The organism is Streptosporangium sp. NPDC023825, from assembly GCF_040639575.1.
Classification (GTDB): Bacteria; Actinomycetota; Actinomycetes; order Streptosporangiales; family Streptosporangiaceae; genus Streptosporangium.
On sequence record NZ_JBFAAE010000029.1, the window covers coordinates 42,403 to 56,421 of the forward strand.

11 protein-coding genes are annotated in these 14,019 nt (G+C 72.2%); 6 read left to right on the forward strand and 5 right to left on the reverse strand.

What is annotated here, in order from left to right; genetic code table 11:
- Nucleotides 1–34: 34 nt before the first annotated feature.
- Both AB0G15_RS24290 and AB0G15_RS24295 read left to right on the forward strand, forming a co-directional pair.
- Nucleotides 35–904 (forward strand): helix-turn-helix domain-containing protein, encoded by an 870-nt coding sequence (locus tag AB0G15_RS24290; RefSeq protein WP_362843758.1) that lies wholly within the window; start codon nucleotides 35–37, stop codon nucleotides 902–904.
- Nucleotides 905–1,071: 167 nt separating this feature from the next.
- Entirely contained in the window at nucleotides 1,072–1,851 is a 780-nt protein-coding gene (locus tag AB0G15_RS24295; RefSeq protein WP_362843760.1) for an arylamine N-acetyltransferase, read from the forward strand.
- A 58-nt stretch (nucleotides 1,852–1,909) separates the two neighbouring features.
- On the opposite strand, the gene AB0G15_RS24300 is transcribed toward AB0G15_RS24295, so the two are convergent.
- On the reverse strand, nucleotides 1,910–3,643 hold the full coding sequence (locus AB0G15_RS24300) for an ABC transporter ATP-binding protein (RefSeq protein ID WP_362843763.1): 1,734 nt from the start codon (nucleotides 3,641–3,643) through the stop codon (nucleotides 1,910–1,912).
- Between the two features lie 123 nt (nucleotides 3,644–3,766).
- Between AB0G15_RS24300 and AB0G15_RS24305 the strand changes: the two genes are divergently transcribed.
- On the forward strand, nucleotides 3,767–4,183 hold the full coding sequence (locus AB0G15_RS24305) for a MarR family transcriptional regulator (protein WP_362843765.1): 417 nt from the start codon (nucleotides 3,767–3,769) through the stop codon (nucleotides 4,181–4,183).
- Here AB0G15_RS24305 and AB0G15_RS24310 read toward each other — a convergent pair.
- Both AB0G15_RS24310 and AB0G15_RS24315 read right to left on the reverse strand, forming a co-directional pair.
- Entirely contained in the window at nucleotides 4,143–4,709 is a 567-nt protein-coding gene (locus tag AB0G15_RS24310) for a nitroreductase/quinone reductase family protein (protein WP_362843767.1), read from the reverse strand. The genes AB0G15_RS24305 and AB0G15_RS24310 overlap by 41 nt on opposite strands.
- A gap of 93 nt (nucleotides 4,710–4,802) precedes the next feature.
- Nucleotides 4,803–5,903, reverse strand: coding sequence for a hypothetical protein (locus AB0G15_RS24315; RefSeq protein WP_362843770.1), 1,101 nt, complete (start codon nucleotides 5,901–5,903; stop codon nucleotides 4,803–4,805).
- Nucleotides 5,904–6,045: 142 nt separating this feature from the next.
- Here AB0G15_RS24315 and AB0G15_RS24320 point away from each other — a divergent pair, with 142 nt between their 5' ends.
- Both AB0G15_RS24320 and AB0G15_RS24325 read left to right on the forward strand, forming a co-directional pair.
- A complete protein-coding gene (locus AB0G15_RS24320; RefSeq protein WP_362843772.1) occupies nucleotides 6,046–8,145 on the forward strand; it encodes a M6 family metalloprotease domain-containing protein in 2,100 nt (699 codons plus the stop codon).
- 251 nt (nucleotides 8,146–8,396) lie between these two features.
- The gene (locus AB0G15_RS24325; protein ID WP_362843775.1) at nucleotides 8,397–10,874 is read left to right on the forward strand and encodes an NB-ARC domain-containing protein; all 2,478 of its coding nucleotides are present in this window, start codon (nucleotides 8,397–8,399) and stop codon (nucleotides 10,872–10,874) included.
- A gap of 43 nt (nucleotides 10,875–10,917) precedes the next feature.
- Here the strand turns inward: AB0G15_RS24325 and AB0G15_RS24330 are convergent, their stop codons facing one another.
- Nucleotides 10,918–11,790 (reverse strand): hypothetical protein, encoded by an 873-nt coding sequence (locus AB0G15_RS24330; RefSeq protein ID WP_362843778.1) that lies wholly within the window; start codon nucleotides 11,788–11,790, stop codon nucleotides 10,918–10,920.
- A 160-nt stretch (nucleotides 11,791–11,950) separates the two neighbouring features.
- On the opposite strand from AB0G15_RS24330, the gene AB0G15_RS24335 reads away from it, so the two are divergent.
- Nucleotides 11,951–12,748 carry a tyrosine-protein phosphatase gene (locus tag AB0G15_RS24335; RefSeq protein ID WP_362843781.1) on the forward strand — a complete coding sequence of 266 codons (798 nt, stop codon included), beginning with the start codon at nucleotides 11,951–11,953 and terminating at the stop codon, nucleotides 12,746–12,748.
- 138 nt (nucleotides 12,749–12,886) lie between these two features.
- Here AB0G15_RS24335 and AB0G15_RS24340 read toward each other — a convergent pair whose 3' ends face one another.
- Nucleotides 12,887–13,969 (reverse strand): Gfo/Idh/MocA family oxidoreductase, encoded by a 1,083-nt coding sequence (locus AB0G15_RS24340; protein WP_362843784.1) that lies wholly within the window; start codon nucleotides 13,967–13,969, stop codon nucleotides 12,887–12,889.
- Nucleotides 13,970–14,019 lie beyond the last annotated feature (50 nt).

A 14,019-nucleotide genomic window follows, 5' to 3' on the forward strand; every position in this document is an offset into this window, starting at 1 on the left:
GCCGCACGCCGTTCACTGCGTTAGACAAGGTCCGGTGACCAGCACTTCGGAACGCGGCGGGTTCGCCGGTGCCCTGCGCGAGTGGCGCGGGCGCCGCGGCGTCAGCCAGCTGGACCTCGCTCTACGCGCCGGAACCACGCAGCGGCACGTCAGCTTCATCGAGAGCGGCCGATCGGCCCCCGGCAGGGCCATGGTCGTACGGCTCGCCGAGTCGCTCGAGATGCCGCTTCGGGAGCGAAACGCGCTGTTGCTGGCCGCGGGCCACGCCCCCGCCTACCCGGAGACCCGGTTCGGCGACCCCGAGCTCGAACCGGTCCGCATCGCGCTGGAAGGCGTTCTGCGAGGGCATCACCCGTATCCCGCGGTGATCGTCGCCCGGCACGGAGATCTCGTCTCGGCCAACAACGCGTTCTGGGCGCTGGCCGAGGGCGTGGCGTCCCATCTCCTCGCGCCGCCCGTCAACGTCCCGCGATTGTTGCTGGATCCGCAAGGAATGGCGCCGCGGATCATCAACCTGGACGTATGGGCCTGGCATGTGATCGACCATCTCCGGCTGGAGGCGGCCCGCAATCCCGACGACCGGCTTGAGGCGCTGGTCACCGAGCTCACGAAACTGGTGCCCGATCGCCTCCGGAAACCGGGGCCGGATCATCTCGGCTTCGCGGTCCCGCTGCGGCTTCGCTCCGGCGACGGCGAGCTTCGGCTCCTGACCACTCTCACCCACTTCGGAACCGCGGTCGACGTCACCGTCGCCGAGCTGCGGATGGAGGCCTTCCTGCCGGCCGACGCGGCGACGGCTTCCGCCCTCGCCGAACTCGGGCGGGCCGCGCCCGGCCGCGCCTCGGACAAGAGGCATCAAGACAAGAGGCATCAAGAGAGGCACGGCGGCGGACACCGGCGGTGAACGCGGCCTCCGCCGCCGAATCGGCGCACCGGCAGGCGCCTGCGCCTGCGAGCTGTCCGTGCCGCCGGCGCCGCGTCGAGACCTTCCGCCGGGAGGGGGCCGGGGACCCTTCCGATGGCGAGACATCCCCCGCGTCATCCATGAGCGGCGCGTGGTTTGCTTGCCCCATGGACGAGTCGCAGATCACTCATTATCTGGACAGATTAGGCATCGCCCGGCCCGCGGAGCCGGATGTCGGGAGCCTGCGAGCCCTGCAGCTCGCGCACCTGAGGACGGTGCCGTTCGAGAATCTGAGCATCCATCTCGGTGAGGCGATCTCCCTCGAATCCGACGCGCTGTTCGACAAGGTCGTCGGCCGTCGTCGCGGGGGCTTCTGCTACGAGTTGAACGGGTTGTTCGCCGAGTTGCTGACCGGCCTCGGTTACCGGGTGACGCTGCTGGCCGCCAGGGGCTTCAGCGGCAGCGTGCCGGGGCCGCTCTTCGACCACCTGGCGCTCCGCGTCGATCTCGACGAGCCGTGGCTGGTCGACGTCGGGTTCGGCGACTTCGCCGACGAGCCGCTGCGGCTCGACGAGCGCGCGGAGCAGAAGGACGGCGGTGGCGTGTTCCGGATCGCGCCCGCTCCCGGTGACCACGGCGACCGCGGCGATCTCGACATCACGCACAACGGCGACCCGGCCTACCGGCTGACCGCCCGGCCCTACGAGCTGACGGACTTCGTCCCGATGTGCTGGTGGCAGGCGACCTCCCCGCGGTCGCACTTCACCACGGCGCCGGTCTGCTCGATGCGTACGGCCCGGGGCAGGATCACGCTCCGCGACCGCAGGCTGATCCAGGCCGTGGACGGCGAGCGCACCGAACGCGTCCTGGAGGAGACCGAGCTCCTTCCCGCCTACCTCGACCATTTCGGGATCACGCTCGGCCGGATCCCGTCCGCCGGAGTTTGATTTCCGTCCCCGGCCCGCGTGATGACGGGGACAGGACGGGCGCGGGACGTGACCTCGGTCAGGCGGAGGCGAGGGAGCGGTCGCGGTTGACGAGGGCGGCGTAGGGGCCCTCGGCCGCGAGAAGCTCGTCGTGGGTGCCGCGTTCGACGACGCGGCCGTGGTCGAGGACCACGATCTGGTCGGCGTCGCGGATCGTCGACAGGCGGTGGGCGATCGTGATGGTGGTACGGCCGTGCGACAGCGTGTCCAGGGCCTCCTGGACGGCGCGCTCGGTCTGGGTGTCCAGGGCGCTGGTGGCCTCGTCGAGGATGAGCACGGGCGGGTCGCGCAGCAGGGTCCTGGCGATGGCCAGGCGCTGCTTCTCGCCGCCGGAGAAGCGGTAGCCGCGCTCGCCGACCACGGTGTCGTACCCGTCGGGCAGTGACGCGATGTGGTCGTGGATCCGGGCGGCCCGCGCGGCGGCGACGATCTCCTCGTCGGTGGCGGAGGGTCTGGCGAACCGGAGGTTGTCGGCGATCGAGGAGTGGAACAGGTAGGTCTCCTGCGAGACGACGCCGACCGTCTCGGCCAGGGCCTCGAAGGTGAGGTCGCGCACGTCCACCCCGTCGATCGTGACCCGGCCGCTCGTCACGTCGTACAGGCGGGGCAGCAGGTAGCTCAGCGTGGTCTTGCCCGAGCCGGTCTCGCCGACCACGGCCAGGGTGGTGCCCGCGGGGACGGTCAGGTCGACGTCCGAGAGGGTCGGGGCCTCGTCGTAGGAGAAGTCGACGTGCTCGAAGCGGATCTCGCCGCGTACGGTCTCCGGCGTGCGGGTGCCGGGGTGGATGTCCACCGGCAGGTCCAGATACTCGAAGATCCGGCCGAACAGTGCCAGGGAGCTCTGCACGTCGACGCCGAGCCGCAGCAGTGACACGGCGGGGCGGAACAGGTTCATCTGGAGGGTGGTGAAGGCGACGACGGTGCCGATGGAGACGGCCGAGGTCAGCCCGGTGGCCCAGTAGATCACCGCGGGCATGGCCGCCATGATGATCTGGATGGTGGACTGCCGCCAGCGCCCGGCCATGCTGGAACGGACCTCCAGGTCGGCCAGCTCGTCCGAGGCGGCGGAGAACCGGCCGGTGAGCTCGGGGCCGCGGCCCATCGTCCGGCCCAGCAGGATGCCGCTGATCGACAGCGACTCCTGGACCATCGACGACAGGGCGGCCATCTTCCGCTGCCGCTCGGAGGTGATCTTCCTGCGTTCCCGGCCGACCCTGCGGCTGATCGCGACGAAGACGGGGAGCAGCAGCAGCGACACGACGGTCAGCCGCCAGTCCAGCACGAGCATCGCGACGATCGTCGCGATCACGGTGGTCAGGTTGGAGACCATCGAGGCCGCGGTGGAGGTGACCACCAGCTGCATGCCGCCGATGTCGCTGGCGATGCGCGACTGCACCTCGCCGGTCCGGGTGCGGGTGAAGAAGGCCATGGACATGCGCTGCAGGTGGCCGTAGACGCCGGTGCGCAGGTCGTGCATGACGCGCTGGCCGACCCCGGTGGAGATCAGCGTCTGGACGACGTCGAGCACGCTGGTGACGACGGCGACCGCGACCATGCCGAGCGCGAGCAGCGTCAGCAGGCCGGTCCTGCCGTGCGGGATGGCGTCGTCGAGCACGGAGCGGAGCATGAACGGCGAGGCGAGCGAGACGAGCGAGGACAGTCCGATGAGGGCGCCCACGACGGCGAGGCGGCCCCGGTAGGGGCGGAACAGGCCGACGACGCGCCGCAGGGGCGCGCGGGGTTCGTCGTTCATATCGGGTGTTTCGTGCCGTACGGCACTTCCGGTTTGTTTGATCATGGAACTCCTTTGTGATGTTTGCTCAAACAGAGGTTAACTCACATTCATTCCCGGCGGTACTGGGATAAGTTCGGCGCTGTGGAGACGGAACTGGCCGACCTGGTGCACGGCGTCGGGCATCGACTGCGGCGGGGGTACGGTGAGCGGCTCGGCCCGCTCGGCCTGAGCCCCGGCCAGGCGCGGGCGCTTCGGGTCATCGTCGACTCCGAGCCGCCGCTGAAGATGGTGCAGCTCGCCGAGAGGCTGCGGATCGTGCCGCGCTCGGTGACCCCGGTGGTCGACGCCCTGGAGGAGGCCGGGCTGGTGCGCCGCGAGGTCGATCCCGCCAACCGCCGCTCCACCCTGCTCGTGGTCACCGGCGAGGGCCGCGAGCGGTACGAGCGGGTGCGCGAGGCGCGCAGGCGGGTGGCCGAGGAGCTGTTCTCGGTGCTCACCCCCGAGCAGCAGGATCGGCTCAGGGAGCTGCTGGGCACGGTGGACGCCCAGTCCGCCTGACCGCCGCCGCCGTCCTGTCCGCCCTCGGCGTCAGGTAGACGATCCCGAGGCCGCGCCGCCGGATCGCCTCCGCGAGCTCCTCGCGGGTCGGCGGGCGGTCGACGTGGACGACGACGCCCAGCCGCTGCCGTGCCTCCTTGAGCCCGATCCTCTCGATCAGGCCCTCAACCTCGGCGGCCATGGTGCCGGGATCGTCCATCAGCTCGGCGCGCATGGGGGTGCGCACCCCCATGTCCGTCACCTCGACATCGGCGCCACCGCGCAGGTTCGCCTTCCACCCGGCCTCGGTGTAGACGCACAGCCTGCCGTTCTCGCTCCGCTTCATGACGGGAATCTCATACCTTCTACCGGTCTTCCTTCCGGTGAAGTGGAGAAGTATCACGCCGGTGACGGATTGTGCTTTTCCCCTGCGCACCTGCCTGCGCATCAGAGGGTTGAAGAGGCGCATCATGAGTTTCATCACGACGGGTGTTTCCTTGATGGTCACCGCGTGAGACGTGTTTTCCGCCATGACCCACTGTTTCATCCTCGCGGGGATTCGAAGAGGGGCCGCGGCGGATTCGTCGGACGGCGCCCGGCGAGCGGTGCGCGAACCGCGAACGGCAAGGGCGGGCGGCGGTCAGGCCGGACGTCTGCTCTTCGCGTCACCGGCGTTCACGGCGCCACCGACGTCGTCGGCGTCATCGGCGTCCCCGCCGTCCGCGGTCTCGTCGAGGCGCCAGCGCGGCCGGCCGCCCACGAACGTGGCCACGCACCGGCCCGGCCCCTCGTGCAGCAGGAGGGTGTAGGCGTCCCGCTCGCCGGCCTCCACGGCGAAGACGGCGAAGTCCGCGCGGCCGCCCCGGTCCAGGGAGCCCAGGCGGCCGGGGCCCTCGGCCATGCCCAGCGCCCGCGCGCCGCCCAGCGTCACCGCCTCGACCAGGAGCCGGTCGTGGCCCGGCGCGTGGGAGAGCGCGCGGGCGACCGACAGCGGGTCGCCGCCCGTACGGGTGCCGACGGCGATCGCGCTCTCGCCGTCGAGGAGGCCCTCGGCGGCGAACGGCGACGAGATGGCGATCACCGTGCCGCGGGCTTCGAGGAGCTTGCGGTCGGCCTCGTCCAGCGGGCCGGAGATCGCGATGTGGCAGCCCGCGCCGAGCACTCCCACCTCGTCGAGGAACCCGATCGGGTGGCGGCCGGGCTCGGCGTGCAGCCGGAGCCCGAACGTCCGTGACAGGACGGCCAGGTCCTCCATGACGTGGGGGTCGGGGGAGTGGGCGGCGATGCCGATCACGCCCGGGTGGTCGACCTCGCGGATCGCGGTGATCAGCCGGTCGCGCCCCTCGTCCTCCCAGCGATCCTCGTCCTCGCAGCGGGTCTCCAGGTAGGTCACGCCGCCCAGCCCGGCCTCGCCGAGGGTGGAGGCTGCGTCGAGGTCCGCGGCGACGCCCCCCACCGCGGTGACGCCGTGGACCGCCGGCGCGGCGGAGGCCCTGTCGAGCCGGAGATGCGCGTCGATCAGCCCTGGCACGATCATGCCCGGCCAGCGGACCGGGGTCAGGAGGGGGTGGGCGGCCTCGATCTCGGCGCGCGGCCCGACCCGGACGATCCGGTCGCCCCTGACGACGATCGCCCCGTCCCTGACGGGAGGGCTCGCGACGGGCAGGACGAGGGGGGCGCAGTGAACGGAGACGATTCCCCGGGGGCGCGTGCCGATGACCCGCCCGGCACGCGTCGACATAGGCACTCCCGTGAGTTTGTCCCCTTTGGAGAGGTTAAGGGGAGTGACCGTAGATCTCAAATGCATCTCCGGCAAAGGACTCCCCGCTTTCCTGACAGAAGATTGTTGATCTATCTGAAAACGGTCTATACCGTCTTTTAACGTGATACGACCCCCCAGGTTGCTGAAAGTGCTGCTCGCCGCGATCGTGCTGATCCCCATCGGTCTCACCTCCGTTCCCGCCTCCGCCGACCCCGCCCCCGAGCCCGAACACCCCTGGCGCCTGGACCACTGGCCCCGGACCCAGCCCTGGCAGCAGGACGCCCCCGAGGCCGGGGCCGCGCGGCGCGCCGACCCCGCCGGCCCGGCACCGATCGACCCGCAGAACTGGAAGAACCCGGACCACATGACGTGGGCCGACTACCGCAAGCCCCCCGGCACCAACTGGGCCGACCCCGCGGTCAAGGGGTCCAAGCGCACCTTCCGCGGCGCGCTCGTGCTGGCCGACTATCCCAACCAGCCGTTCGTGGTCACCCAGCCCCAGGGCTCGACCGTCTTCAGGAACCCCAGCGCCGAGGCCCACGACATCCCCCGCGACCAGGTCGCCACCTTCTACCGGGACTTCCTCAACACCCCCAACGAGCTCAACCGGGGGCACACCATCCACGAGTACTGGATGGAGGACTCGGGAGGCCGCTACGGCGTGGAGCTGACCGCGTTCGGCCCGTACCGGATGCCGGGCAAGTCGCACGAGTACGCCATGGAGTTCCAGGGCGGCACCGCCTGCCCGGCCGGCGACACCTGCAACCGGAACATCAGGACCGACGCGCGGGCGGCGTGGGTCGGCTCCGTCGGCCAGGAGATCCCGGCCGGCTTCGACTTCGTCTTCTACCTGAGCGCGGGCCAGGACGAGTCGGCCACCTGGCAGGAGTTCGGCCCGATCAAGTTCCCGACCAAGGAGGCGGTGACCGACGACTTCGGCCCGCCCGACCCGGCCCTGCCCAACTGGGCCAGGACCCGCTACGTGGAGTGGACGTCCTGGGCCTCGGCCTCGTCCATCTGGCCCAACGCCGGGGGCGGCTCCTCCACCCAGGCCGAGAGCTCCGGGCAGGGCGTCTACGCCCACGAGCTCAGCCACATCCTCGGCATCGGCGACAACTACAACAACCCGTTCGGGGTGCCGGCGCGCCGGGCGTACACCGGCGTCTGGGAGATGCTCAGCCGGGGCAGCTTCAACGGCCCCGGCGGCCCGCACAGCCGCTGGCTGATCCCGCCCACCTCGGGCGGCTCGATGGGCGCCCAGCACATGCTCCGCAACAAGATCAAGCTGGAGATGGTGGACGAGGCCAACGTGCTGCGCCTGTCCAGGGAGGCGCTGGCCGAGTCGGGGCTCGTCGTGGCCAAGGTGACGGCCCGGGTGGCCCAGCCGGGACCCACCGGCCTGTCGGGGGTCAACATCGCCTTCGGGAACGGCGACCGCAGCCCGGCCTGTGATACGAACACCGACCCGTTCTGCGACGGCGGCGGCTACGACAACTACACCGTCGAGGTCGTGGACAGGATGGGCGCCGATTCCTTCACCCCCGACTCCGGCGTGCTGCTGGCCAAGACCAAGAACGAGGACCGGGCACCGTTCGAGTGGGTCGTCGACGCCAACCCGCAGGACATCGGCATGACCGACTACGTGCTGCCGGACGGCACCGCCGTGCCCATCACGGTCGGCGACTACCGCCAGCTGTCGGACGCGCTGTTCCACGCGGGCACCGGCTCGGGCTCGGAGTTCGAGTACGTGGACCAGGCCAACCGGCTCCACTTCTACGTCCTCGACCTCAAGCGCGACCGCAAGGGCGTCCTGTCGTACACGGTGGCGATCCGCTCCCTGGACGGCGCCGGGCCCAACAAGCGCGGCGTGAAGCTGCTCCCGTCCGTCGGCGTCCCGTCGGGCAAGGACCTGACCTCCTGCCGCTTCCCGCTGTTCAACACCGGCAAGGCCGCCCAGGCACAAGGGCAGCACCCCGAGGACGTGAGCGCCTACCTCAAGGGCGACGTCTACCGGCTCTCGGCGACCGTCGACGGTCGCGGCTGGACGGCCTCGCTGCCCAACGAGCTCGCGACCGCCGACTCCGGCAAGAACACCGTGGTCACCGTCAACGCCCGGCGCGGGGCGGGAGGCGCCCACCTCGCCAAGGTGACCCTGACCGCCACCTCGGAGAGCGACCCGTCCAAGACCGCCAGGACGACCTGCCTCGCCGTGGGGCGCTAGGGCGTCCGGAGAGACGAGTTCACCCGCCGGTGGCCGTGGAGGCACGCGGCCACCGGCATTGCGTCTGGTTGAATCAATCATGAGAGAACGCGCCGGCCGGTACGGGGACCGCGGCGTGCCGTGGTCTTCGCCGAGGGGTGTGGATGGCCGGGCCGTCGAACGTACCTGACCAGCGTGGTCCGAAACCGCCGAGGCCGCCGAGACGCAGGATCCCGCTGGCGGCGCCCGCCGCGGCCGGCCTCACCGCGGCCGTGGCCAGCGTCCTGGCGACCTCGCTGGACGTGTGGGACCTGCCCACCGAGGCCAAGGTCGGCGTCACCGCGGTCGCCGGTCTCCTGGTCGGCCTGCTCACCTGGGCGACGGCCGGCTCGCGGTCCGGGGAGCGGGACGCCGGTGCCGCCGGGACGCCGTGGCGCCCGCCCGACCAGTGGCCGCCGGTCTCCGCGCACTTCACCGGCCGTACCGAGTCGCTGGCCGAGCTGCGCGAGGTCTTCGCCGAGCGCCGCCGCGCCCGGGGCCAGGCGGGGAGCGCCTCGCCGCTGGTCGTCTCGGTGTACGGCAGGGGCGGGGTGGGCAAGTCCATGCTCATCGCGAGGTTCGGGCACGAGATCGCCGGCAGCTTCCCCGACGGGCGTCTCTACGCCGACCTGCGCGGCGAGGTGGAGGCCCCGGTCGTTCCCGAGGAGGTGCTGATCGGCTTCCTGCGCGCGCTCGGCGTGCGGCTCACCACCGACCCGGGCGGCCTGGCCGAGCTGCGCACGCTCTGGCTGACCTGGACCAAGGGCAGGCGCATCCTGATCTGCCTGGACAACGCCCACGACGGCGACCAGGTCAAGGACCTGATCCCGGCCGAGGCCGGCTGCGTGGTGATGGTCACGTCGAGGCAGCCGCTGTTCCTGCTCAACACCTACGACAAGCGGCTGTCGGTGTTCAGCGAGGCGCAGGGCGTCGAGCTGCTGGCGCGGCTGGCCGGGGACGACAGGGTCGCCGCCGACCTGGAGTCGGCCCAGGAGATCGTACGGATGTGCGACCACCTGCCGCTGGCCATCAGCATCTGCGGGGGACGCCTGGCCACCCGGGAGAACTGGACCCTGCGCCGCCTCGCCGACCGGCTGAGGGACGAGCGCAGCCGCCTCGGCCAGCTGGAGATCGGCCGCAGGCTGGACAAGAGCGTGCGCGCCTCCCTGCAGCTGAGCTACGACGACTGCACCGGGCTCCAGCGCCGCCTGCTGCGGCTGCTCAGCATGGTCAGCGCCCCCGACGTGCCCGGCTGGGTGGCGGGGGAACTGCTCGCCACCTCCGAACCCGAGGGCGCCGACCAGCTGGAGGCGCTCATCGACGCCCAGCTCGCCGAGTGCTCGGGCATCGACCTGTCCGGGGTGATGCGCTACCGGCTGCACGACCTCGTCAAGATCTTCGCCCGGGAGCTGGCGCTCTCCGACGACGACGAGAGCCACCGCAGGGCGGCCGTCGAGCGGGTCCTGTCCGGCTACCGCCGCCGCGCGGAGGCCGCGGCCGTGGCCCGCTGGCCCCAGGACTGGGGGCGCAGGGCCAGGCCCACCGGCGCGGAGCCCGCCCCGGCGGCGACGCGCGAGCAGACCTCGGCGGCCGACTGGCTCAACGCCGAGCGGCTCACCCTGGTCGCCGCGATCGGCCAGGCCAGGAGCATGGAGATGTGGGAGCTGGCCTGGGGACTCGGCCGGGCCTTCTGCTCGCTCTGCCACTCCCTGCGGGCCTACTGGTCCGACTGGCGGGCGGTCGCCGAGATCCTGTGCGAGGCCGCGGACCACATGGGCGACCCGCGGGCGGTGGGCATCGCGCTGCTGGACCGGTCGGCGGTGGCGGGCGGGCAGGGCGCTCACCACAGCGCCATGAAGGACGCGGAACGGGCACTGGAGATCTTCGTCGATCTCGGCGAGACCTGGTGGGCGGCGCGGGCGATGCGCGCGGTCGGCATGGCCCTGTTCAACGACGGCCACCTCGACCGCGGGCAGGGCCACCTGATCGGCGCCATCACCGCCTTCAAGGGTGAGGACGACCGCTGGTGGGTGGCCAGGACCCAGCGCAACCTCGCCGAGCTCCGGCTCGCCCAGCGCAGGCCCAAGGAGGCACGGGAGCTGCTGGAGGACGCCCTGGCGGTGTTCGAGCGCGACCGCAACCGCTACTCCGAGGCGCAGACGCTGCGCGCGTACGGCGAGGTGCTCGGCGCGACGGCCAGGGAGCTGCACGCCGCCGGCGACGTCCGCGCCGCGGGCGAGGACTTCGCGAGGGCCGGGTTCAGCCTGGACCGGGCCGCCGAGATGTTCCGGCTGCGCGGGGAGCTGTGGGAGGAGGCCAGGTGCCTGCGCGCGGCCGGGGAGGTCGGCAACCCGGCCAACGCGCTGCGCGAGCTCACCTACGTGCGCCGGGCCACCGAGATGCTCACCGCGCTCGGCGACTCCTGGGGCGTCGCCAGGTCCGAGCTGTCGGCGGGGCGCGCCCATGGGCGGCTCGGCCGCACGCGCGAGGCGCAGGAGTCGCTCCTGCGGGCGGTGCACGACTTCGGGGAGCTGGGCGACCGCTGGTGGATGGCGAGGAGCCTGCGCTACCTGGGGGAGGCCCACCTGGAGGCGGGGGACCGGGAGGCCTCGGTCTCCGTCCTGCGGCAGGCGCGGAGCATCTACCGCAGCCTCGGGAACCAGGCGGGGATGGACAGCACCCTGGAGCTCCTGCGCCGCGCGGACGGCTGAGGGCGTACGCCGGCCGGGCCGGGCCCGGGGGTGGGCCGGGGCGTCAGGACTCGGCGGCCGTCAGCAGGTGCCGGGCGGCGTCGCGCGCCTCGTCGATGCTCTCGTGGAACAGCTTCCTGACCTGCTGGGCCTGCTCGGTCAGGTGTTCCAGCCCGGGGAGGGCGAGCGCGTCCTCCGCGGTCTCGGCGACCAGCGCCTCGTACTGCGGGGTCCGCTCGGCGAGCACCTGGAGCTGCTGGTAGGCGCGGTAGACGCCGTCGGCCTTGCGGACCTGCCTGGCGTACTCCTCCAGCGCGCGGACCCGCCTGGTCAGCGAGGTCTCGGCGGTCTCCAGGGCCTTGACGTAGGGGGTGAAGGCCTCGGCCACCTCGGGCGGGGGCGCGCCCGGTACGAGCCGGCCGTGCTCTGCCTTCATGTCCGACAGCCGCACCAGTTTCCTGGCGATCTGCCAGGTCTGGTCGGGCAGGGTCACCGCGTTGTCGATCGTGTCGAGCAGGCGGGCCCGGTTGATCTCGGAGGCGAGGACCGACTCGGTGGCGTCCTGCGTGCGGCGCAGCAGGTCACCGCAGTCGTTGTCGAGGTCCTCCGGCAGGATGAACCGGTCCTTGTGCTCCATGGCCACCCGGACGCGCCGCCGCTCCCGCCGGTTCTCGGGGTCGTCGCTCAGGCCGCGCAGCGCGGAGAAGGAGATCAGGACGAGGGCGGCGATGAAGCCTCCCGTGACGCTCAGGCTCGCCATGAGCAGCAGGAGCCCGGCGATCGCGATGAGTTTGACGGGGTCGGGCCCGCGGCGGCGGGGGACCTGTCCCAGCCGGGCCGCGCGCAGCGCCTGCGGGCTGGCACGTAAGACCGAGGAGACCGGTTCGGGCAGGGCCGGGTCGATCAGCAGGTGCGGGGGGCGTCTCCTCGGATCCACGCGACCTCCTCGTGACGGGGTACAGGCGGGTCCTTCCACTGTCCCCCATAGACAGAGATACGACGCATTTACGGATGGCATATGAGGACATCGGTAATTACGGAAACCGGCTCCGGGTGTTAACTGTCCGGGCGTAAAGCGACGTATAAACTCGAAGGCGATGAACGACTTCACGCGTTGGATCGATCTTGAAGGTGCCGCCAACGTCCGCGACCTGGGCGGGCTCGACACGGTGGACGGCGGGACCACACGCTTCGGCCGGATCTACCGGTCGGACAACCTGCAGGGGCTGACCGGGCGGGACGTCCGGCAACTCGTCACCGACCTGAAACTCCGCAACGTCGTCGACCTGCGCTCGGGCGCCGAGGTGCGCCTGGAGGGACCGGGGCCGCTCACCGAGGTGCCGGAGGTGAACATCCACCACCACACCCTGTTCGCCGAGGGCGGCGTGTACACCGACGTCGAGGCCGACACCATCGAGGGCGACAAGGTGCTGCCCTGGACCGAGCGGGGCGAGGAGGATCTCGCCGAGCTCCGGGTGACCGGGTTCTACTACGGCTACCTCCGCGACCGCCCCGACTCGGTGCTGGCCGCGCTGCGCGCCATGACCCTCGACGAGGGGGCCGCCCTCGTCCACTGCGCCGCGGGCAAGGACCGCACCGGTGTCCTCTGCGCCCTCGCGCTCGAGGTCGCCGGCGCCACCCGCGAGGCGATCGTCGCCGACTACGTCGCCACGGCCGACCGCATCGAGGGCATCCTGGTGCGGCTGCGCTCCAGCGACACCTACCGCGCCGACCTCGACACCCGCCCGGCCGACGACCACCGCCCGAGGTCGGAGTACATGGAGCAGTTCCTGAACGTCCTCGACGACCGCTTCGGCGGCCCGCTGGAGTGGCTCGCCTCGCACGGCTGGACCGAGGCCGACTCGCGGACCCTCCGCGCCCGCCTGCGCGACTAGCGGTTCTCCCGCGGGACGGGCCCGCCCGCGCGTGGCGGTTCACCGGCGGGACGGGCCCGCCCGCGCGAACCGGGGGTTCTCCGGGACGAGCCCGCCCGCTCGGGCCGACGGTTCTTCAGGACGGGCCCGCCTGTCCGGTCAGCGGTTCTCCAGGACGACGACCCGGCGCTCGGCGGCCGAGCGCCGGGCGGCCTCCAGCACGGTGAGGGCCTCGACGACCTCTTCGGGGGCGACCGGCGGCGGGGCGCCGTCGCGCAGGCACTCCAGCACGGCCCGGTAGAAGCCGGCGTAGGCGCCGGGCTCCGTGGGGACGGCACGTACCTCGCCACCGGAGCCACCGGAGCCGCCGGAACCCGCGCCGCCGTCCGCGCCGAGGGCGCCCCACCGCTCGGCCGGCTCCTCGCCGAAGCCGGGGGAGGCGGGGGTCAGACCGGCGCGCAGCTGCTCCTCCTGCACGTCCAGGCCGTACTTCAGGTAGCCCGCCCGCGAGCCGAGCACCCGGAAGCGGGGTCCCAGCCGGGGGGTGACCGCGCTGACCCACAGGTGCGAGCGGGCCCCGCCCGCGTGGGAGAGGGCGATGAAGGTGTCGTCGTCGGCGTTCACCCCGGAGCGGCGCACGTCCGACTCGGCGTAGACGTCGACGGCCGGGCCGAGCAACCGCAGGGCCTGGTCGACCAGGTGGCTGCCGAGGTCGTACAGCAGCCCGGCGACCTCCTCGGTCCCGCCCGTCTCGCGCCAGCCGCCCTTCGGCACCGGCCGCCAGCGCTCGAAGCGCGACTCGAACCGGGTGACCTCGCCCAGCTCGCCCGCCGCGACCAGGCGCCCGAGCGTGAGGAAGTCGCCGTCCCAGCGCCGGTTCTGGAACACGGTCAGCATCAGGCCCAGATCGCGCGCCAGCTCCGCCAGGGCGCGCGCCTCCGCGGCGGTCGCGGCCAGCGGCTTGTCCACCACCACCGGCAGGCCCGCCTTCAGCGCGGCCTCCGCCAGCGGGACGTGCGTGCGGTTGGGGGAGGCGATCACGACCAGGTCGACGGAGTCCCACAGCTCGGCCGCGTCCCGGACCGCTCGCGCGCCGTACTTCCCCGACACCTCGGCGGCCCGCTCCGGGTCACCGGTGACCACCGCGGACAGTCTCAGGCCGGGCGTCGCGGAGATCAGCGGGGCGTGGAAGAACGCCCCCGCCACCCCGTACCCGACGAGGCCCACGCGCAGGTCGGTCATCGCGCGGCCAGGGAGCCGGTGGCCTGGGCGCCGCCGGCCAGGGTCTCGTA